Below are 19,614 nucleotides of genomic sequence, written 5' to 3' on the forward strand. Positions count from 1 at the left end.
TCCGACCTCGTGATCTCGAACATAGGAGTTTCCCCATGAAGATCGCCGTCGCCGGCGCCTCCGGCCGTGCCGGGTCCCGCATCACCGCCGAGCTGGCCAGCCGCGGCCACCAGGTCACCGGCATTGCCCGCAACCCGGACAAGATCGAGAAGCACGCCAACGTCACGGCGGTGCGGGGGGACGCCAACGACCGCGCCGCGCTGGCGAAACTCTGGGCCAGCCATGACGTCGCGATCAGCGCGATCCATTTCTCGGCCAGCGATGTCGAGACCCTGATCGGGGCGGCCAAGGACTCCGGCGTATCGCGTTACCTCGTGGTCGGCGGCGCCGGCTCGCTCGAGGTCGCGCCGGGTGTGCGGCTGGTGACGACGCCCGGCTTTCCGGCCGCCTACAAGGCCGAAGCGGAGAAGGGCGCCGCGTTCCTCGACCGCCTGCGCCAGGAGAAGGAGCTCGATTGGACCTTCCTGTCGCCCTCTGCGATGATCGATTTCGGCCCCCGGACGGGCAAGTTCCGGCTCGGAACGGATCAGCTGCTGGTCGATGCCGACGGCAAGAGCTTCGTCACCTTCGAGGACTTCGCGGTCGCGATGGCCGACGAAATCGAGCGTCCAGCCCACCGGCGGGCCCGTTTCACGGTCGGTTACTGAGGCCGTCCACGGCGTCCCGCCGGCTGGGGCCGAATTTGCCTGTGCAACGGCCCGAACGGCGGGGCGCCCGTGCCGATGGAAATATTGTCTGTCACATGAGGCCGCTATATAACGCGGCCGCGAACGGGCGTATTCCGTCCGCCGGTGCCGAAACCGGCGCCAGCACGTACAGATGGGCTGACCTTGGAAAAGTTGAAGAACTACAAACCTTCCGAAAAAGAGCCTTTCATGAACGAACGCCAGCGCGACTATTTCCGCGCCAAGCTGCTGGCATGGAAGGAGGAGATCCTGCGCGAATCGAAGCTCACCCTGCAGGCTCTGCAGGAGGAGAACGTGAACCATCCGGACCTCGCCGACCGCGCGTCGTCGGAGACCGATCGGGCGATCGAGCTTCGCGCCCGTGACCGCCAGCGCAAGCTGATCTCCAAGATCGACGCGGCGCTCCAGCGCATCGAGGACAACACCTACGGTTATTGCGAGGAGACCGGCGAGCCGATTTCGCTGAAGCGGCTCGAGGCCCGTCCCATTGCGACGCTGTCGGTGGAGGCGCAGGAACGCCACGAGAAGCGTGAAAAGGTCTATCGCGACGAGTAGGTCGCGACATTGACCTGAACGAGCGGGGATTGCGGCCGCTTGCCTGGTGCGGCCGCAGCGTCTGTTGCTGAGACGGCGCCGGTGTGCGCGAGGTCGACTCGTCACCTGAGCGGTCTGCGGGCCGGCAATGCCGGCACGACCGCGAGCGCTGTTGGTTTTCCAAGCGTCCGGAACTTTTTCGCGTCTGCTGAATTATCGGCCGTTCCATCTCGGAACGCCGCGGGGAATCATGGGCGAGCCGGACATAGCCAGGGGCGCGCTGGCAACGATGCAGCGTTCCTATGGCGCCTTGAGCATCAAGGGGCGCCTCCTTCTTCTGGCCGGCATTCTGTTCCTGCCCTGCGTCGGGCTGATCGCCTATGTCATCGTATCGATGGCGCAATCCGCCGACGCCTCGATCCGGCGCGGCCTGTCCTATGCCGCGCAGACGATCTCCGGTGCCGTCGACGCCGAATTGCGGCGCTACATCGCGCTCGCCGAGGTGCTGGGCAAGTCTCCGGATCTCAGTGCCGCCGATCTCAGCAACTTCGAGGCGGAGGCGCGCCGCGTCGGTGCGGTCAGCGGCGAAGGCTGGATCATCGTGTCGGACGCGAGCGGCCGCATCCTGCTCAACACCGGGGCGACGCCGGGCAAGCCGCTCGGCGAGCGCGCGCCCGAAGGCTGGGGCTCGCAGGAGCGCGCTTTTCAGTCCGGAAGGCCGTCGATCTCCGACATCTTCACCGGTCCCAATTCCGGCGCGTGGGTGGCGACCGTCGATGTCCCCGTCTTCAAGGACGGCAAGCCGTTCCGCTGCCTTTCGATTGCCATGCCAGCCGCGAACTACACCCGGCTGCTGGCCCAGCAGCAGCTGCCGGCCGACTGGCTGGTCGGCATCATGGACGGCCAGGGCCGCTACATTTCGCGCATCCCGAAGAACGCCACCTCGACCGGGCAGCCGGCGTCGGCCGGATGGCGGGCGACTGCCAAGGCTGAGGGGATCGCGGAGTTTCCGTCGATCGAGGGCGATCGGATCATCAACGCCAATGCGCGTCCCCAACTGAGCGACTGGACTGTCGGGGTCGGCATCAAGCAGGCGGCTTTCGCCCAGGCGATCTCCTCGACGGTGCAGACCGCAACCATCGTGGCGACGACGATCTGTGCCCTGGCGCTGCTGCTGGCGGCCGGCATCGGACGAAGCATCGCCCGGCCGCTCGAAAGCATCGCCGTCAAGCGCGCCATCCCCGGCGAGGCCGCGCCCTCCGATCCCCCGGAGGTCCGGGCGCTCAACGCCCGACTAGCTGCGGCCGAAAAGGCGCAGGCGGAGAGTGCACGCGTCATCCAGGAGAATTTCGGGATGCTCGCCCAAGCCAGGGACGATGCGTCGCGCACGGCCGGGCAGCTCAAACTCGCCGCGAAATACGGACGGCTTGGCACCTTTACCTGGGACGGCAGATCCGGCGCCAGCCACTGGTCCGATGAGATCGAAGAGCTCTATGGGCTTGCGCCGGGCACGTTCCACGGGACCTATGACGCCTGGCTGGCGCTGGTGCATCCCGAGGACCAGGCGCGTGCCGACCGGGACAACAAGCAGGCGCTGACAACCGGGGAGCTCGATTCGGAATGGCGGGTGCCGCTGCCCGACGGCTCGATCCGCTGGATCGAGGCGCGCGCCCGCATGTTGGGCGGCGAGGGCGGCGGCGATCCGTACATGATCGGCGTCAACATCGACGTCACGGCCGCGAAGGAAGCCGACCGCAAGCGCGAGCTGCTCGTGCATGAGCTGGCCCATCGCGTCAAGAACAGCCTTGCCGTGGTGCAATCGCTGGCGCATCAGCTGCTGCCGCGGCACGACGCCAAGGTCCGCGATTTCACGTCACGCCTGCATGCGCTGGCGACGGCGCACACGAGCCTTGCCGAGAACGACTGGCAGGGCGCCGATCTCGCCGCCCTCATCAGGAGTCAGGTCGCGCCGTTCGCCAGCACACCGGATCAACTCGCCACCAGCGGCCCCGCCATCCTGGTTCCGGTCGAGCTGACGACGCAGCTGGCTCTCGTCATCCACGAGATGGCCTGCAACGCCAGCAAATATGGCGCGCTCACCACGCCCGACGGCCACGTCGATGTCAGCTGGTCGTTGGCGCAGGACGCGCTGCATGTTCGCTGGCAGGAAAGCGGTGGCCCGCCGGCAACGGAGCCGCCAGTGGTCGGCTTCGGCAGCCGGCTGCTGACCCGCACGGTCAGGCATCTGCAGCGGACGTTTGCCGAGAGCGGGCTGACCTGCCAGTTCGAGCTGCCCTGGCTCAAGACGCCTGGCGAGAGTTCGGTGGCCGCAACGGAGGCGAGCTGAGCGCCGGTGCGCGAAACGCTGCGCGGCTGGTCCCGACATGGCCTCGCCCGAAGTCCAAGCGAGGCGGGCGTCGACAAGGCGCGGCGTCTGCGCGGCTGGAGTTCGCGCTCCAACGAGGACGCGATCGTCGCCGCTGCGGAAAGTCTGCTCGAACTCGGCATCGTGAAACGTGAAATCGGTTGAACGAGCCGCTTGCGCTGCGGCCGCGCCGTCTCAAATTGTTGATGAAGCTGAGATGGGAGCCCAAAACTCGTTTATAAACAATCCGTTCACCATAGATCCTGCGATGCCGGTTCGGACCGCGGGCCAAGGGAGTTGAAGGGCCATGGGAGCAGACGAGATACTTTCCGCTGCGCGACTGATCGTAGATGCCCGCAAGCAACGGGCGCCCTTGGGGGCTCTGCCGCCTCAGCTTCAGCCGAAGGATGAAGCTGCCGGCTATGAGATCCAGCGCGAAGTCCATTGGCTGCTCGCCGAACAGGCCGATGACTTCGCCGGCTACAAGATCGGCTGCACCAGCAAGGTGATGCAGGACTATCTTGGCATTCCGCATCCCTGTTCCGGCGGAGTGTTCGCGTCCGGTATTCACCAGACAGGTGTCGAACTGCGCACGGCCGACTTCGTCCGCGTGGGCGTCGAATGCGAGATCGCCGTGCGGCTCAAGCACGACCTGCTGCCGTTGGACGCGCCGTTCACCATGGATCGTGTCGTCGAGGCGATCGGCGACTGTCACGCGGCGATCGAGATCGTCGACGACCGTTATGTGCAATGGCAGACGCTGGGCGCGCCGACGCTCGTCGCCGACGATTTCTTTGCTGCCGGCTGTGTCCTCGGCCCGGCGCTCCCACGCGCTGCCGTAGCGGACTTGGCCGCGGTGCAGGGCCGTGCCATCGTCAACGGCACCTTGGTCGGCGAGGGCACTGGCGCGGATGTGCTGGGACATCCTGTCCATGCGCTGGCCTGGCTTGCCAATCATCTCGCCGCCAGTGGTGACGGGCTCGAGGCCGGGCAGCTCGTCCTGACCGGCAGCCTGGTCAAGACGATCTGGCTCAAGGCCGGCGACCGGGTAAGGATGGAGCTGGACGGCCTCGGTGTGGTCGAGGCGACGTTCGGGTGAGCCGAGGTAGGGCCGGAACGTCTTGAGCTGGGGTCCGTCAGCTCGGGTGTGACAGCTAAAACGAACGCGGCCTCCGGCAGGGGAGCTACCGGAGGCCGCGTATACATCACCCGCCGCGCCTAGGTTCGCATTGGGCAATGTGGGAGCTCGTTTTCAGAGAAGGGCGGCGGCTGCGGGGGTCATGCGCCGTGACCCATATCGCGCTCGGCCATCCCTTGTCCGCCCCTCCCGCGGGGAGGGATTTCGGTCGTGTGTCCTGGTCCTCGTTTCGATTTGCGCCTTGCGAGGTCATAGCATGGGCGGCTTCCCGAGCGACCGGGCGGCGCTCCGCCCGGTCATTGATGCTGAGGTTTGCCTCAGAACGGCAGCAGGATATCCATCACCTGCTGGCCGTAGCGCGGCTGCTGGACGTCGGAGATCTGGCCGCGGCCGCCGTAGGAGATGCGGGCCTGGGCGATCTTGGTGGAGTCGATGGTGTTGTCGCTCTGGATGTCCTCGGGCCGCACGATGCCGGCCACGATCAGCTCGCGGATCTCGTAGTTGACCCGGATCTCCTGCTTGCCTTCGACGACGAGGTTGCCGTTCGGCAGCACCTGCGTCACGACCGCGGCGACGCTGGTGGTCAAGGACTCCGACCGCTGGATCGTGCCCTTGCCGTCCGAGGACGAGGTGCCGTCGGCAGTCAGGATGCGGCCGGGCAGCACCTTCTGCGCCTGCACGCCGAGCGTCTTCGCGCCGATGAAGTCGGTGATGCCCGAATCCTCCTTGTTGGTGCGGCTACGCTGGGTCTCGTTGGCGAAATTGGCCTTGTCGGAGATGCTGACCGTGACGGTCAGGAGGTCGCCGACCTGACGGGCGCGCTGGTCCTTGAAGAAGGCGCGCGAGCCGTTGCGCCACAGCGAGTTCGGCGCGTAGGACACGGTTTCAGGCTTCGGCATCGGCATCTGCACCGGCTTGTAGCCCGGCTGCGTGGTCGGATTGTCGATCTCCGTCAGCTTCGGCCGCTCGCCAATCTGGCTGAGACGGTCGATCGAGGAGCATCCGCCGGCGATCGACAGCACCGCGAAGGAAACCGAGATCAGCGCGACCCGGCGCAGGCTCGAGACGCCCCGATCATCAAACTTGAACTTCGACATGAAACTTACTCGGCTTTCGGGGTGGCGGAGGTGGGAAGGCGGCTGGCGACGGCGACGGGTGCGGCGATGTCGGCTTCGGAGGTCTGCGCCGGCTTGGCGACGGCGATGTCGACGGAGACCTGCCCGCGACCCGAAACGCGACCGGTCACGGTGCGCTTGGACTGCAGATTGAGCACGCTGACGACGTCGCCTTCGGTGCCCGACTCCAGCGCCTTGCCGCGCGTGGTGAGATAGATGCCGGCGGTCTGGAAGATCAGCGTGACCGCCTGGTCGCGCTGCACGAGGTCGGGCTTGGCGAGGTCAGTGGTCTTCAGCGCCTGGCCCGCGCGCGCCGGGCGGCGCATCTGCATGCCCACTGCGAGCTCGCGCGTGGCGGGGTCGCCGCCGCCGAGCTCGGCGCGCGGCCGCCGCTCGGTCTGCAGGTCGCCTGAGCGGATCATCTCGTTGCGGTCGATGTTGCGAGTCAGCACCACGGCCTCGACGGTTTCGATCGCCGTGCCGGTGTAGCGCAGCTTGGTCGGGCTCGCGCCATTGGCATGGCCGAGCTCCAAGGTGATGTCGAAGCGGCCGCTGCGCGGGTCGAACCGGACGCTGGTCGGCGCCAGCGTGCCCGACGTCGAGGCCTCGAATTTGAGGTCCTGCACCGGCTGGTCGAAGCTGATGCTGAGGTTGGCGGCATCGCCAAGTCCGTTGCGGTGATCGAGCGCCTGGGCCACCGTCGTGCTGATCTCCTTGGCGTCGACGGCTCGCGCCAGCCGCGTGACCTCGACCTCCTTGATGTCGCGGACCTCGACGCCGATCACCTGGTGGGTGCGCAGGGTCGCGATCACCTGCGCGGCCGGCAGCACGCCGGTCGTGCCGAGGTCGGGCGCGCGGTAGACGGCGATGTTGGCCGCGACGCCCGCATTATCGATCAGGTCGCCGACGCGAACGATGTCGCCGGTGACGTTCACGGTGGAGCGCAGCACGGGCGCCTTGATCTGGTCGTCGGCCTCGCCGGCCAGCGCCGATAGCGCAGTCGAGGCGAGCAGGGCGGCCGCAAGCAGGAAGGGACGGACGGTACGGGTCATGACGGTGATCTCCCTTCGAACCTCAGCGGAACAGCGCAGTGGTCGACTGCAGCATCTGGTCCGCGGCCGAGATGACCTTGGCGTTCATCTCGTAGGCGCGCTGCGCGGCGATCAGCTCGCTCATCTCGCTGACGACGTCGACATTGGCCTGCTCCAGGCTGCCCTGGGTGATGCTGCCGAGACCGTCCTGGTTGGCGACGCCGTCCTGCGGCGGCCCGGAGGAGGGGGTGTCGGTGAACTGGTTGTTGCCGACCGGCTGCAGGCCGGCCTTGTTGATGAAGCGGGTGACCTGGAGCTGGCCGATGATGTTCGAGGTGGTCGAGCCCGGCAGCGTCACCGAGACCTGGCCCTGCGCGTTGACGGTGATGCCCGAGGCGTTCTGCGGGATCGTGATGGTCGGCTGCACCGGGTTGCCCTGGGCGGTAACGATGCGGCCCTGATTGTCCATCTGGAAGGTGCCGTCGCGGGTGTACTGGAAGGTGCCGTCGGGCATCAGCACCTTGAAGAAGCCCTCGCCCGAGATCGCGAGGTCGAGATCGTTGCCGGTCTGCGACAGCGTGCCCTGCGTCATCGAGCGCGGCGTGCCGACGGTCTTGACGCCGCCGCCGATGTCGATGCCGACGGGCAGGATCGTGCCCTGGTCCGACGACTGCGCACCGACGCGGCGCATGTGCTCGTAGATCAGGTCCTGGAACGCCACCGTCTGCTTCTTGAAGCCGGTGGTGCGCAGGTTGGCGATGTTGTTGGAGATCACCTGAACGTTGAGTTCCTGTGCCGCCATTCCGGTCGCAGCGGTGTGAAGCGCCTGCATGTCACGTCTCCTTCAAGATCTGTCAGGCCGGAACGTCGGCGAGTTTCTCGATCGCGTTCTTGCGCAGGTCGCTCTGGACCTGGAGCATGTTGGCGACCTGGGTGTAGGCGCGCATCACTTCGACCATCTTGCTCATCTCGCCGACCGCGCTGACGTTCGACTTCTCGATGTAGCCCTGCTGCACGGTCGACTTGGTGTCCTGCTGCGGGATGGCGCCGCCGGCGGCGGCGTAGAGGTTGTTGCCCTGCTTCTGCGCGGCCTGCGGATCGGCGAAGTTGACAATGCGCAGCTTGCCGCGGATCGAGTCGGTGCGGTTGACGCCCTCGACCACCGTCACGGTGCCGTCGGGCGAGATGTTGATGTCGTGGTCGGTCGGCTGAAACACGATCGGACCGCCGGTGCCGAGCACGAGGTCACCGGCGGCGGTGACGAGCTGGCCGAGATTGTTCATGTGCAGATTGCCGTCGCGGGTGTAGCGCTCGCCGGCCGCGGTCTGCACCGTCAGGAAGCCGTCGCCCGTGACGGCGACGTCGAGCGCGTTGCCGGTGCGCTGCATCGAGCCCTGCGAGAAGTCGCGATAGGTGCCGCGGTCCTGGACATAGGACACCCTGCGGGCGGCGCCCGGAAAATTGTCTTCATGCGCGCCGGAGGAGAGATACTCCTCGAACAGCTGCTGATCGGCCTTGAAGCCGTTGGTGTTGACGTTGGCGACGTTGTTGGCAACGACGTCGAGTTGCCGCTCCAGCACCATCTGTCGCGACAATCCGATGAGAAGCGCGTTCTCCACCGGTCGATCTCCCCTCTTAACGAATCCCGTTCGCGGCACCTCTCCCAAGGCGGTCTCGACCGGGTCTTCAACGAACCGTTCAGCTCTCCCAAGCCGGCGGGTTCGCAAGGGGTACAGCGAAAGCCGTGCCACTATGAAAATCGTATTCTTATCAATGAATTAGAGTTTCGATGGCGTCCGAAACGCCCGGCAATAACGTCTCGCTAACCATAATTGCCCGGCAAGATTTTCCCACCGCCTCGGCAAAAGAAAGCTTCCGTTAACCATTGTTACCGTAGCGTTCACTCAACAAAGCGCAGATGCGCTGGGAGCGTTGGTTTCGCGTCATTAAGCTTTCTGGCGGCATCGGCTCGATTTTCCGGAAGGATCCGAAAGCTATGGCCGAGAACGACGCCGGAGCAGGCGAAGGCGAGGAGCAAGCAGGCTCGCCGAAGAGCAAGCTCAAGCTGATCATCATGGTCGTCGGCGCGCTGGCGCTGCTCGGCGTCGGTGGTGCGGCCTATTTCTTCTTCTTCAGCCACAAGAACGACGAGCATCACGCCGAGGCGGCGCCGCCGCCGAAGCCGCCGGCCTTCGTCGAGGTGCCGGACCTTCTCGTCAACCTGGTCGGCAATCCCGGTGACCGCGTCCAATATCTGAAAGTGAAGATCGTGCTCGAGGTGAAGGAGGAGAAGCAGGTCGAGTCGATCAAGCCGACGCTGCCGCGCGTCACCGACATCTTCCAGACGTACTTGCGCGAGCTCCGGCCGAGCGACCTCAACGGCTCGGCGGGCCTGTTCCGGCTCAAGGAGGAGCTCACCAAGCGGGTCAACGTCGCGCTGGCGCCCAACCAGGTCAACGCGGTGTTGTTCAAGGAAATCGTGGTCCAGTAAGGCAAAGAAGCTCAACGATCATGGCGGGCAACGATCAAGTCGACCAGGATGCGATAGCCGCGCAATGGGAAGCCTCGCTCGACTCGGAGGATCCCACAGAGGCCGCGGAAGCCGCAGCAGCCAATGAACTCACCGAATCGATGGCCCTGCAATGGGCCGCGATGGTCGAGGACGGCAGCCGCGATTTCGGCGCCACCAAGAACGGCGGCGAGCGGGTGCTGTCGCAGGAGGAGATCGACAATCTCCTCGGCTTCACCGCCGGCGAGGTCAGTCTCGACGACCATTCCGGCATTCGCGCGATCATCGATTCGGCGATGGTCTCCTACGAGCGTCTGCCGATGCTCGAAATCGTCTTCGACCGCCTGGTGCGGCTGATGACGACGTCCTTGCGCAACTTCACCTCCGACAACGTCGAGGTCTCGCTCGATCGCATCACCTCGGTGCGCTTCGGCGACTACATGAACTCGATCCCGCTGCCCGCCGTGCTCAGCGTGTTCAAGGCGGAGGAGTGGGAGAATTTCGGGCTCGCCACCGTCGACTCGACCCTGATCTATTCGATCATCGACGTGCTGCTCGGCGGCCGCCGCGGCAACACCCAGCTCCGCGTCGAGGGTCGCCCCTACACGACGATCGAGACCAACCTGGTCAAGCGCCTGATCGAGGTGGTGCTGAGCGATGCCGAGCAGGCGTTCCGGCCGCTGTCGCCGGTGCGCTTTACCATCGACCGGCTCGAGACCAATCCGCGTTTCGCCGCGATCAGCCGGCCCGCCAATGCCGCGATCCTGGTGAAGCTGCGGATCGACATGGAAGACCGCGGCGGCAACATCGAGCTGCTGCTGCCCTACGCGACGATCGAGCCGATCCGGCCGGTGCTGTTGCAGATGTTCATGGGTGAGAAGTTCGGCCGCGATCCCGTCTGGGAAGGCCACTTCGCCACCGAGATCGCCAAGGCCGAGATCGCCGTCGACGCCGTGCTCTACGAGGCCGACGTGCCGCTGAAGCAGCTCATGAAGCTGAAGGTCGGCGACACCCTGCCGCTCGACATCCGTCCCGATGCGCTGGTCGCGGTCCGCTGCGGCAGCACCATGCTGACGGAAGGACGGATGGGCCGGGTCGGCGACCGCGTCGCGATCCGTGTCACCAAGAATTTGCGCAAGCCGAATACGACGCTTGCGATGTTCGAAGGCGCAGAAGGCCAGAACAAGTTGATGGAGGCCCAATGAACCACTCCCTCGGATTGATCATCGAAAGCCTGGTGGCGGTCTTATTGGTGCTGACCATCGGCTATTGCATGCTGCTGAATTCCAGGCTTAAGCGGCTGAAGGCGGACGAGCATTCGCTCAAGGCCGTGATCGCGGAGCTGATCACCGCGACCGAGATCGCCGAGCGGGCGATCGGCGGCCTCAAGCTCGCGGTGCGCGACGTCAACGACAATCTCGGCAATCAGCTCGCCGCCGCGACGCAGATGTCCGACCAGTTGCGCAAGCAGCTCGCCGAGAGCGACGGCGTGGTGCGCCGGCTGTCGCGCATCGCCAGCGCCGCGCGACCCATCACCTCGCCTGAAGCCGCGCCGGAGCCGGCGCCTGCGCCTGTGCCGGCGATCACGACCGAGCCGGTGCGCGTCTCCGGTGCCAAGGCGGTTGCCGCCGCGGCCCAGGCATTCTCCGAACGTCGAAGGACTGGTGGCCTTGCCGCATGAATGCGTTTCGTAACATCCGCGTCATTCCCGTCGTCCTGATCGCGGTGGCCTGCCTTGCGGTCCTGAAGGTGGCCGGTCTCGTGATCGATGGCGGCTACGTTTTCGACTATGACCCTCACCCGACCAAGCGGTCCTGGGCCCAGGAGAACCTGGGCTATCCGGGCCGCGAGGACAACGACATCGTCACCGGCTCCACGCACGGCGCGCCGAAGGAGAAGAAGGAGGAGGCGCCCAAGCCCGCCGCTCCCGACACCAAGCCCGAGGGCGTGGTGATCAAGCCCGAGGAGAACCAGCAGCAGGTGTCGCCGGCGGAGAAGGCGATCCTCGAGCGGCTGCAGTCGCGTCGCCAGGAGCTCGACGCGCGCGCGCGCGAGATCGACATCCGCGAGAGCCTGTTGCGCGCCGCCGAGCAGCGCATCCAGTCCAAGACCGAGGAGATGAAGGCGATCGAGGGCCGCATTTCCGGCGCGCAGGCCGCCAAGACCGAGGCCGACAACGCCCGCTTCAAGAGCATCGTCACGATGTACGAGGGCATGAAGCCGAAGGATGCCGCCAAGGTGTTCGACCGGCTCGAGATGTCGGTGCTGATCGAGATCGCCTCGCAGATCGCCCCGCGCAAGATGTCGGACATTCTCGGTCTGATGACGCCGGAGGCCGCCGAGCGGCTCACCGTCGAGCTCGCGCGCCGGGCCGGCGCCGACAGGCCCGAGACCAGCGCCGAGCTGCCGAAGATCGAGGGCAAGATCGTGCCTGTGAAGAGCAATTGAGCCGCATGTTTAATGCGCCCTTAAACGCCGGCACCTAGATTTCCGGCGTGGCGGGGCAGGCGTATCCGTCAAGTTGCGGATGTCGAACCGGAAGCTTGTGACCATGGCGCGCACGACTCCCATTGGATTGCGGTCGAAGGCCCGCGCACGGGCGCGCGCCGGCCTTGCCCTGCTGTCGGCCATCGTCATCGGTCTGGTGCTGTCCACGGTCGCGGCAGGCGCTGCGCCGGTGCCGGGCGAGGCGAGCCTGTCGGCTCAGGACGGCTATGCGCGGCTGGTGCTGAAATTCGCCGAGGACGTCAGCGCCGACGTCACCACCGCCGGCTCGATTCTGCTGATCAGGTTCGATCGCGCCGCCACCGTGCCGATCGACCGCTGGGTGGATGCGGCGCCCGACTATATCTCATCGGCCCGCGGCGACCCCGACGGCTCGGCGCTGCGGTTGTCGCTGTCGCGCAAGGTCCGCGTCAACACCATGACCGCGGGCGAACGCGTCTTCATCGACCTGTTGCCCGACAGCTGGACCGGCCCGCCGCCGCCGCTGCCGGCCGAGGTCGTGCGCGAGCTCGCCGAGCGCGCGCGCGCCGCCGAGAAGGCGCTGCGGCTGCAGCGCGCCGAGGCGGAATCGAAGAAGCGGCCGCCGATCCGCGTCCGCGCGCTGGTGCAGCCGACCTTCGTGCGCTTCGTGTTCGAGATCCCCGACGGTGTCGGCATCTCCTCGGTGCTCAACGACCAGAAGCTGTCGCTGTTCTTCACCGCGCCGCTGTCCTTCGATCTCGCCGACGCCAAGCTCGTCGCGCCGCCGAACGTCGCCGCGATCAACCAGCGCATCGACGGCAGCAGGACCGTCGTCGAGCTCGGCCTGGTCGGCGAGGTCGACGTTCGCGCCTTCCGCGAGGAGAAGAACTACAACATCGACGTCGCCTATCAGCAGCCGGACAAGAAGGTTTCCGCAGTCTCCTCGGACACGCTGCCGGGCGCCAAGGCGGCCGCGGCCGACAAACCCAACGGCAGCAAACCCAATGGCGACAAGCCCAAGCAGGCTGCGCAGCCCGAGATCGTGCCGCCGACCTCCGACACCATCGCCAAGGAGATGAAGGCGGAGACCAAGCCGGCGCCTGCGGTCGCGGCGCCGGCCACCGAGCCCGCAGCCCAGCCGGCGCCGTCGGCAGCGGCTGTTGCCGCGCCCGCCGCCGCGAAGGCCGAAGCCGCGCCCGAGGCCGCCAAGCCTGAAGCTGCTGCGCCCGAAGCCGTCAAATCCGAAGCCGCCAAATCCGAACCAGCGAAGCCCGAGGCGATGAAGCCGGAGGCCGGCAAAGCCGAAGCCGCCAAGCCCGTCGAGACCAAGTCTGCCGAAACCAAGCCTGCCGAAACCAAGCCGGCCGAGAAGGCAGCCAATGGAGCCGCCACCCTGGAGGCCCTGCGCGACAGTGAGGGCCTGCGGCTCACCTTCGGCTTCGGCCAGGTCACGCCGGCGGCGCTGTTCCGCCGCGGCGATACGGTATGGATGGTGTTCGATTCGACCAAGCCCGTCGACGTCGAGCCCATCCGCGCCAAGGGCGGCGCCATCATCGGCGAGGTCAACAGGATGTCGCTCGATAACGGGCAGGCCATCCGGATCCGGCTCAACCGCCCGCAGATGCATTCGCTCGGCAGCGATGACGGCGGGCGCAGCTGGATGCTGTCTTTCGCCGACAAGGGCCAGGCCAATCAGCAGCCGCTGATGGTGATGCGCAACGTCACCGATCCCGCGCTTGCCAATGTGATGGTGCCGCTCGCCAATCCCGGAGCCGGCATGCTGCACCGGGTGACCGACCCGGATGCCGGCGACACGCTGCTGGTCGTGACGGCGCCGCCGCCGATCCGCGGCTTCATCAAGCGCCAGGATTTCGTCGATCTGTCGCTGCTCGATTCCATCCACGGCATCGCGGTTCGTCCGAATTCGGATGACGTCGCCGTCGAGATCGCGCCCGACAAGGTGATCCTGGGCCGGCCGGGCGGGCTGACGCTGTCGTCGATCGGCTTCTCGCCGGAGCGGGCGCCGACCGCTGTCAGGCCGATGTTCGACATCGACGAATGGCAGCAGAACCAGACCCAGCCGTTCGTGCCGCGCGAGGATCTCCTGATCAAGGCCGCGGCCAACGCCGAGCCGGAGCGGCGGGCGCAGGCGCGGCTGGCGCTGGCGCGCTTCTACATGGCGCGAGCGATGTACCCGGAGGCGCGCGGTGTCACCAATCTGATGATCTCCGACGCCGACCCGCGCACCGACGAGACCGCCATGCTGATGATCCATGCGGTGGCGAGCATCCTGATGGGCCGGCCGGACCAGGGGCTCAAGGATCTCGCCACGCCGTCGATCGGGAACAATTTCGACTCCCAGATGTGGAAGGGCCTCGCCTTCGCCCGGCAGGGCAAGTTCGCGGACGCGCGCGAGAAGCTGAAGAACGTCGAGTTCGCCATCGCCTCGCTGCCGCTCGATCTGCAGCGCGTCGTGATCGCTGACGCGATGAAGTCGGCGCTCGAGATCAAGGATTTCGCTGGCGCCGCGAAGCGGCGCGCCGAGCTCGACGTGATCGGCGTGCCCGCGGACATGAAGCCCGACATCGCCGTGCTGCGCGGCCGACTCGCCGAGGCGATGGCGCAGGAGAAGGACGCGCTCGACGACTATCGCTTCGCCGTCAATTCCGACGACCGCATGGCGGCCGCGGAGGCCAAGCTGCTCGAGATCAAGCTTCTGCAGAAGCGCGGCGAGATCAAGCCGCCCGACGCGTTGAAGGAGCTGGAGACCTTGCAGGCGATCTGGCGCGGCGACGCCATCGAGGTGCAGACGTTGCAGATGATGGCGCAGCTCTACGAGGAGGCCGGGCGCTACGCGGACTCGCTCGAGGCCGCGCGCCAGGCCACCCGCCTGATGCCCAACTCCGACTTGGCGCGGCAGGCCCAGGATGCAGCCTCCCGCCTGTTCTCGCAGTTGTTCCTGAGCGGCAAGGCCGACGAGCTTCCGCCGGTCGATGCGCTCAGCATCTTCTACGGGTTTCGCGAGCTGACTCCGATCGGCCGCCGCGGCGACGAGATGATCCGCAAGCTCGCCGACCGCCTGGTCGGCATCGATCTGCTCGACCAGGCCGCCGAGCTTTTGCAATACCAAGTCGACCACCGCCTCGAAGGTGCGGCGCGCGCCCAGGTCGCCGCGCGTCTCGCCATGGTCTACCTCACCAACCGCAAGCCGGACCGCGCCATCGAGGCGCTGCGCACCACCCGCATCGCCGATCTCGCGGGCGAGCTGCGCCAGCAGCGGCTGCTCTTGGAGGCGCGCGCCAACAGTGACATCGGTCGTTACGACCTCGGGCTGGACATCATCAGCAACATCGGCGGCCGCGAGGCGATCCGGCTGCGCTCCGACATCTACTGGGCGTCGCGGCGCTGGCGCGAGGCGTCCGAGCAGATCGAGCTCTACTACGGCGATCGCTGGCGCGATTTCCGCCCGCTCAATCCGGCGGAGCGCGGCGACATCCTGCGCGCCGTGGTCGGCTATGCGCTCGCCGACGACGCCATCGGCCTCGCCCGCTTCCGCGAGAAATATGCGCCGCTGATGACCGGCGAGGCGGACAAGATCGCGTTCGACGTCGCCAGCAAGCCGGCGAGCGGCTCCAGCGCCGAATTCGCGCAGATCGCGAAGATGGCCGCGAGCGTCGACACGCTCGACGGCTTCCTCCGCGACATGCGCGCGCGTTTCCCGGATGCCACCGGCAAAGGACCGGACGGCGGCAAGGACGCCGCGAAGGCCCCGTCGGAAGCGACCGGCGCCTTGCCGCGCATCCAGGGCGTCAAGCAGGCGATCGCCGGCCGTTGATTTCGGCGCCACACGCAGTGCCGGAGAGCCACCAGATGAGCCGACCAGGCTGAAGCCGAGCTCATCGCGATGCTGTCCGCAATCCGCCCGACGCGCGTCCAGACGAAAGGTCGAGACTGCCTTGCGACGCCATTGTCTTGTTCGCTCAGTCAGAGCGACGCGGCGCAAGCGCTTCGATGATGCGGCAGTCGGCAACGGTGCCGTGCTTGCAGCGCCCGATGACATCGGCAAGCTCGTCGCGCAGCGCCACGAGGTCCGCGATCTTGCGTTCGATCTCTGCCAGGTGTTGGCCGGCGATGACGTCGACCGCGTCGCACGAGCGGTCTCGCTGATCGGCGAGGTCCAGCAGGTCACGGACCTGGTCGATGGAGAAGCCCAAGTCGCGGGCACGCCGGATGAAGCTCAGTCGCCCCAGTTGGTCGTTGTCATAGGCTCGGTAATTGCCCTCGGTTCTCGCCGGAAGAGGTAGCAGACCGATCCGCTCATAATAGCGGATCGTTTCGACTTTGGTGCCGGTCCGCTTCGCGAGGTCGCCGATGGTCAGTCGTGACATGGCTTGACCCTATAGTGGCTACAGGGTCCATATAGGACGTCGCATCATCTTGTAAGAGGCGACGATATGCCTGGTTGTCATGACGACTGCTGTTCCTCTTCCCCTCCGAGGGAACTGGACAGCCCCCGCTGGCGTCGTGCGCTCTGGATTGCGCTGGCTATCAACGGAGCCATGTTTTTGACGGAGATCGCAGCAGGCGTGGCGGCCGGGTCGGCCTCGCTGCAGGCGGACGCGATCGACTTCCTCGGTGATACGGCCAACTATGCGATCAGCCTCGGAGTGGCGGGACTGGCGCTGAGCTGGCGAGCGCGCGCCGCCCTTCTGAAGGGCTGGTCGCTCGTCCTGCTTGGCGTCCTTGTCCTTGCCTCCACTGTCTGGCACGCAATGACCGGCACCCTCCCGGAGGCGAAGGCGATGGGGATCGTCGGCATGCTCGCCCTTGTCGCCAATGCGGGCGTGGCCCTCATGCTCTACCGCTTCCGGATCGGCGACGCGAATATGAGGTCGGTCTGGATCTGCTCCCGGAACGATGCGATCGGCAACGTCGCCGTACTCGCGGCCGCAGCCGGTGTGTTCGGCACCGGCACGGCATGGCCGGATCTCATTGTGGCGGCGATCATGGCCGCGCTTGGTTCGAGCGGTGGCTGGCACATCATACAGCGAGCTCGCATCGAGTTGTGCGGCTCTCCCACATCGCGCCCCGTCGCGAGCCCAATCCGGGCGAACTGATCGAGGGCACGTGTCAATGGAAAGTCACGACCGACTGGCTTTCGCTCACACCGAGAGGTGAAACCTACCCGCCGTAGCTCTGCACCAGGCTGCCGGCCACCAGCGACCAGCCGTCGACCAGCACGAAGAAGATCAGCTTGAACGGCAGCGACACCACGACCGGCGGCAGCATCATCATGCCCATCGACATCAAGACCGACGCGACCACGAGGTCGATGATCAGGAAGGGCAGGAACAGCAGGAAACCGATCTCGAAGGCGCGCTTGAGCTCGGAGATCATGAAAGCCGGCACCAGGATGCGCAGCGACAGGTCGTCGGGCGTCGCCGGCGGCGGCTCGCCGGAGAGGTCCATGAACAGCTTCAGGTCCTTCTCGCGCACGTTCTTCTGCATGAAGCCGCGCAGCGGCACCGAGGCGCGCTGCAGCGCGTCCTCGACGCCGATCTGGTTCTCCACCAGGGGCCGGATGCCGTCATCATAGGATTTCTGCAGCACCGGGCCCATCACGAACGCCGTGAGGAACATCGCGAGCGCGATGATGACCGAGTTGGGCGGCGCGGTCGCTGTGCCCATCGCCGTGCGCAGCAGCGACAGCACGACGACGATGCGCGTGAACGACGTCATCATGATCAGGATCGACGGCGCGATCGACAACACCGTGAGCAGCGCGATCAGTTGGACCGCGCGTTCGGTGACGCCGCCACCGCCGGCGCCGAGATTGATGCTGATGTCCTGCGCAGCAGCACGTCCCGCCAGTAAACCGCCGGCAGTCAGAACAGCGGTGAAGACAACTCTACGCGGGGGAAGCAGCGATCTCACTGAGACGACTTCGGACGTCCGAGCAGCGAGGCCATCTCGTCCTCCAGATTCTCGAAGCTGGTCTTGACCGGCGCGGCCTGCGCCGCAGGCGGCTCGTTGCGCGCGGCCGCCCGGAGCGCCGGGGGACCCGAGGCCGGAGCAGCCGACGGATCGGCTGATGGACGCCGCAGCGCGGCCTCGAGCCGTTGCGCCATCTCGGCCAGATTGGCTTCGGCGCTCGAATCGGCCGCTGCGGGCGGCGGGGCAGCCGGGGGCGGGGGCGGCGGCATCTGGGCCACCGGCGGCAGCGGCGGCGCCGCCGCGCGCTCGACGCGCTCGGCTGCGCGCTCAGCGCTCCGCACCGGCGGCAGCCGGGGCCCCTCGGAAGGGCGCTGCGCCTCGGCCTGACGCTGCGGCTCGGCGGGGCGCAACGGGCGCGGCATCACTGGTTCACCGCGGGCCACCCGCTCGGGGCGCGGCTCCAGGCGGGCTTCGTCTCCGCCGCGCGGTTCTCCACGGACGTCCGCCCGGAGGTCCTGGCGGGGGTCGGGACGGCGCGGAGGAAGCGGTGGTTCCGGCGGAAATGCCGGTGCTGGCTCACGCCGCTCTGCGGCAGTCGGCGCCGTGCGGCGAACCTCATCGATGAACGACGGCCGAATCGGGCGCTGCGGCGACTCCGGCATCTGCAACTCGGCATGCTCGGCGGCCTCGGTCTTCGGCTCGTTGTCGGCCCAGGATGGCGCATCCGGCAGCGGCGCGATGCGAGCCGCCGGCGGCTCGGCACTGATGCCCGGCCGCTGTGGCAATTGCTCGCGCGCCGGCATGGCCCGCACGATATTGGATTCGACCACGATGTCGGTCGGCCCGCCGATCATCAGAAGATGCTCTATGTTATCACGGCGCACGAGCACGAGACGGCGGCGGCCATCGACGGCGGCGGCATCGATCACGGCAAGCCGGGGCATGCGGCCGCGATTCGGGTTGGTCCCGAGACGATTGCCCGCGAATCGACGGACCAGCCAAGCGGCGAGGCCGATCAGCGCCAGCACCGCCACGAATGCAAAAAAGAACGTCAGTGCCTGCATCTCTGTCCCCGGCAAATACCGCGTCCTTTCGAAGTCTTTCGTCTGTCCAACGCATCGCCGGCAGCGAACGGAGCTTCAGAACCGGAACCAACCTGTTAACGCATGACGGCAGGAACTGCCGCTCCGCCTCTTAATAACCCATGAATCGGCCGGGCCAAAACGACTTCTTGGCGAGCCGCGCCGTCCCGGAATGATGCATCGGTCGGCTGGGACCCCGGCACTTTCCTAAGAATTCGTCAAGACACCGGGATAGTCCCGGTGGGCATCGCACCCTTTCTTAACTCCCTGTTAACCATATGCACGGCAATTTCTACCTACCCAAACCGTCCGGTAGTCGGACACAACCGAGCAGCGCCATGTCCATCAACGATCTCCCCGTGTTGTCGGCGTTGCGGACCAAGATGCAATGGCATCAGGAGCGCCAGCGCGTGCTGTCCGAGAACGTGTCCAATTCGGATACGCCAAACTTCAAGCCGAAGGATCTGGTTGAGCCGAAGTTCGATTCAACCGGCCAGGCGGTCGGCGGCTTTGCGCCGCTGTCGCTGACCCGGACCAGCACCGCGCACATCGCCCCGTCGTCGGGCGAGAGCGCGAGCTTCGACCAGAACCGCAAGGTCGGATTTCAGACGAGGCCCGCCGGCAACGCGGTGAGCCTCGAAGAGGAGATGCTGAAGGTCTCCGCCAACCAGATGGACTACGCCGCGGCGACCTCGTTGTACGGCAAGAGCCTGCATCTGTTGAAGACGGCGATCGGCAAGGGCTGAGCTCGGGT

At 66.6% G+C, this 19,614-nt stretch carries 19 protein-coding genes; 12 read left to right on the top strand and 7 right to left on the bottom strand.

The annotated features are described in order from the left end of the window. Nucleotides 1-35 precede the first annotated feature (35 nt). The 5 genes from ACQR1E_RS11880 (at nt 36) to ACQR1E_RS11900 (ending at nt 4,684) form a co-directional block, all read left to right on the top strand. Nucleotides 36-647: an NAD(P)-dependent oxidoreductase gene (locus ACQR1E_RS11880; protein ID WP_434897073.1), complete on the top strand. Its 612-nt coding sequence runs from the start codon at nt 36-38 to the stop codon at nt 645-647. Nucleotides 648-875: 228 nt separating this feature from the next. Next, nucleotides 876-1,241 carry an RNA polymerase-binding protein DksA gene (dksA, locus tag ACQR1E_RS11885; protein WP_170323279.1) on the top strand — a complete coding sequence of 122 codons (366 nt, stop codon included), beginning with the start codon at nt 876-878 and terminating at the stop codon, nt 1,239-1,241. A 229-nt stretch (nt 1,242-1,470) separates the two neighbouring features. After that, a complete protein-coding gene (locus ACQR1E_RS11890; protein WP_434897074.1) occupies nt 1,471-3,567 on the top strand; it encodes a sensor histidine kinase in 2,097 nt (698 codons plus the stop codon). Between the two features lie 6 nt (nt 3,568-3,573). After that, a complete protein-coding gene (locus tag ACQR1E_RS11895; RefSeq protein ID WP_434897075.1) occupies nt 3,574-3,750 on the top strand; it encodes a hypothetical protein in 177 nt (58 codons plus the stop codon). A 142-nt stretch (nt 3,751-3,892) separates the two neighbouring features. Further along, on the top strand, nt 3,893-4,684 hold the full coding sequence (locus ACQR1E_RS11900) for a 2-keto-4-pentenoate hydratase (RefSeq protein WP_434862506.1): 792 nt from the start codon (nt 3,893-3,895) through the stop codon (nt 4,682-4,684). Nucleotides 4,685-5,040: 356 nt separating this feature from the next. On the opposite strand, the gene flgH is transcribed toward ACQR1E_RS11900, so the two are convergent. From flgH to flgF, 4 genes are read right to left on the bottom strand one after another with little or no spacing between them, the layout of a single operon-like run. Beyond that, on the bottom strand, nt 5,041-5,820 hold the full coding sequence (flgH, locus tag ACQR1E_RS11905; RefSeq protein ID WP_315716010.1) for a flagellar basal body L-ring protein FlgH: 780 nt from the start codon (nt 5,818-5,820) through the stop codon (nt 5,041-5,043). A gap of 5 nt (nt 5,821-5,825) precedes the next feature. Further along, nucleotides 5,826-6,890, bottom strand: coding sequence for a flagellar basal body P-ring formation chaperone FlgA (gene flgA / locus ACQR1E_RS11910; RefSeq protein WP_434897076.1), 1,065 nt, complete (start codon nt 6,888-6,890; stop codon nt 5,826-5,828). Nucleotides 6,891-6,912: 22 nt separating this feature from the next. Next, nucleotides 6,913-7,701: a flagellar basal-body rod protein FlgG gene (flgG, locus tag ACQR1E_RS11915; protein ID WP_315716012.1), complete on the bottom strand. Its 789-nt coding sequence runs from the start codon at nt 7,699-7,701 to the stop codon at nt 6,913-6,915. Nucleotides 7,702-7,723: 22 nt separating this feature from the next. Beyond that, entirely contained in the window at nt 7,724-8,488 is a 765-nt protein-coding gene (gene flgF / locus ACQR1E_RS11920; RefSeq protein ID WP_315753140.1) for a flagellar basal-body rod protein FlgF, read from the bottom strand. Between the two features lie 377 nt (nt 8,489-8,865). Here flgF and fliL point away from each other — a divergent pair, with 377 nt between their 5' ends. From fliL to ACQR1E_RS11945, 5 genes are all read left to right on the top strand, one after another. Further along, nucleotides 8,866-9,360 (top strand): flagellar basal body-associated protein FliL, encoded by a 495-nt coding sequence (fliL, locus tag ACQR1E_RS11925; protein ID WP_315716014.1) that lies wholly within the window; start codon nt 8,866-8,868, stop codon nt 9,358-9,360. Between the two features lie 20 nt (nt 9,361-9,380). Then, complete coding sequence (gene fliM, locus ACQR1E_RS11930; RefSeq protein ID WP_315716015.1) at nt 9,381-10,583, top strand: flagellar motor switch protein FliM; 1,203 nt, start codon at nt 9,381-9,383, stop codon at nt 10,581-10,583. Beyond that, nucleotides 10,580-11,059 carry a DUF6468 domain-containing protein gene (locus tag ACQR1E_RS11935; RefSeq protein ID WP_315716016.1) on the top strand — a complete coding sequence of 160 codons (480 nt, stop codon included), beginning with the start codon at nt 10,580-10,582 and terminating at the stop codon, nt 11,057-11,059. Before fliM ends, ACQR1E_RS11935 begins: the two co-directional genes overlap by 4 nt. Then, a complete protein-coding gene (locus ACQR1E_RS11940) occupies nt 11,056-11,826 on the top strand; it encodes a flagellar protein FlbB (RefSeq protein ID WP_315716017.1) in 771 nt (256 codons plus the stop codon). The genes ACQR1E_RS11935 and ACQR1E_RS11940 overlap by 4 nt, the downstream gene beginning before the upstream one ends. 103 nt (nt 11,827-11,929) lie before the next feature. After that, complete coding sequence (locus tag ACQR1E_RS11945) at nt 11,930-15,679, top strand: tetratricopeptide repeat protein (RefSeq protein WP_316167107.1); 3,750 nt, start codon at nt 11,930-11,932, stop codon at nt 15,677-15,679. A gap of 145 nt (nt 15,680-15,824) precedes the next feature. Here ACQR1E_RS11945 and ACQR1E_RS11950 read toward each other — a convergent pair whose 3' ends face one another. Beyond that, complete coding sequence (locus ACQR1E_RS11950) at nt 15,825-16,232, bottom strand: MerR family transcriptional regulator (protein WP_315753137.1); 408 nt, start codon at nt 16,230-16,232, stop codon at nt 15,825-15,827. A 66-nt stretch (nt 16,233-16,298) separates the two neighbouring features. Here ACQR1E_RS11950 and ACQR1E_RS11955 point away from each other — a divergent pair, with 66 nt between their 5' ends. Continuing rightward, complete coding sequence (locus ACQR1E_RS11955; protein ID WP_434897077.1) at nt 16,299-16,961, top strand: cation transporter; 663 nt, start codon at nt 16,299-16,301, stop codon at nt 16,959-16,961. A gap of 64 nt (nt 16,962-17,025) precedes the next feature. On the opposite strand, the gene fliP is transcribed toward ACQR1E_RS11955, so the two are convergent. Beyond that, nucleotides 17,026-17,778: a flagellar type III secretion system pore protein FliP gene (fliP, locus tag ACQR1E_RS11960; RefSeq protein WP_434897078.1), complete on the bottom strand. Its 753-nt coding sequence runs from the start codon at nt 17,776-17,778 to the stop codon at nt 17,026-17,028. Next, nucleotides 17,775-18,842: a flagellar biosynthetic protein FliO gene (locus ACQR1E_RS11965; protein ID WP_434897079.1), complete on the bottom strand. Its 1,068-nt coding sequence runs from the start codon at nt 18,840-18,842 to the stop codon at nt 17,775-17,777. Before ACQR1E_RS11965 ends, fliP begins: the two co-directional genes overlap by 4 nt. 356 nt (nt 18,843-19,198) lie before the next feature. On the opposite strand from ACQR1E_RS11965, the gene flgB reads away from it, so the two are divergent. Further along, complete coding sequence (flgB, locus tag ACQR1E_RS11970) at nt 19,199-19,606, top strand: flagellar basal body rod protein FlgB (protein WP_315716022.1); 408 nt, start codon at nt 19,199-19,201, stop codon at nt 19,604-19,606. The last annotated feature ends 8 nt before the right edge of the window (nt 19,607-19,614 follow it).

It is taken from the genome of Bradyrhizobium sp. HKCCYLRH1030, from assembly GCF_051168395.1.
In the GTDB taxonomy this organism is placed as follows: Bacteria; Pseudomonadota; Alphaproteobacteria; order Rhizobiales; family Xanthobacteraceae; genus Bradyrhizobium.

Excerpts from the sequence above, each read along its gene's own strand:
- flgA (WP_434897076.1), bottom strand. The coding sequence starts at position 6,890 with ATGACCCGTACCGTCCGTCCCTTCCTGCTTGCGGCCGCCCTGCTCGCC.
- ACQR1E_RS11945 (WP_316167107.1), top strand. The coding sequence starts at position 11,930 with ATGGCGCGCACGACTCCCATTGGATTGCGGTCGAAGGCCCGCGCACGG.
- ACQR1E_RS11950 (WP_315753137.1), bottom strand. The coding sequence starts at position 16,232 with ATGTCACGACTGACCATCGGCGACCTCGCGAAGCGGACCGGCACCAAA.
- ACQR1E_RS11955 (WP_434897077.1), top strand. The coding sequence starts at position 16,299 with ATGCCTGGTTGTCATGACGACTGCTGTTCCTCTTCCCCTCCGAGGGAA.
- flgB (WP_315716022.1), top strand. The coding sequence starts at position 19,199 with ATGTCCATCAACGATCTCCCCGTGTTGTCGGCGTTGCGGACCAAGATG.
- ACQR1E_RS11965 (WP_434897079.1), bottom strand. The coding sequence starts at position 18,842 with ATGCAGGCACTGACGTTCTTTTTTGCATTCGTGGCGGTGCTGGCGCTG.
- ACQR1E_RS11940 (WP_315716017.1), top strand. The coding sequence starts at position 11,056 with ATGAATGCGTTTCGTAACATCCGCGTCATTCCCGTCGTCCTGATCGCG.
- ACQR1E_RS11900 (WP_434862506.1), top strand. The coding sequence starts at position 3,893 with ATGGGAGCAGACGAGATACTTTCCGCTGCGCGACTGATCGTAGATGCC.
- ACQR1E_RS11935 (WP_315716016.1), top strand. The coding sequence starts at position 10,580 with ATGAACCACTCCCTCGGATTGATCATCGAAAGCCTGGTGGCGGTCTTA.
- flgH (WP_315716010.1), bottom strand. The coding sequence starts at position 5,820 with ATGTCGAAGTTCAAGTTTGATGATCGGGGCGTCTCGAGCCTGCGCCGG.
- fliM (WP_315716015.1), top strand. The coding sequence starts at position 9,381 with ATGGCGGGCAACGATCAAGTCGACCAGGATGCGATAGCCGCGCAATGG.
- ACQR1E_RS11880 (WP_434897073.1), top strand. The coding sequence starts at position 36 with ATGAAGATCGCCGTCGCCGGCGCCTCCGGCCGTGCCGGGTCCCGCATC.
- flgG (WP_315716012.1), bottom strand. The coding sequence starts at position 7,701 with ATGCAGGCGCTTCACACCGCTGCGACCGGAATGGCGGCACAGGAACTC.
- dksA (WP_170323279.1), top strand. The coding sequence starts at position 876 with ATGAACGAACGCCAGCGCGACTATTTCCGCGCCAAGCTGCTGGCATGG.
- fliL (WP_315716014.1), top strand. The coding sequence starts at position 8,866 with ATGGCCGAGAACGACGCCGGAGCAGGCGAAGGCGAGGAGCAAGCAGGC.
- ACQR1E_RS11890 (WP_434897074.1), top strand. The coding sequence starts at position 1,471 with ATGGGCGAGCCGGACATAGCCAGGGGCGCGCTGGCAACGATGCAGCGT.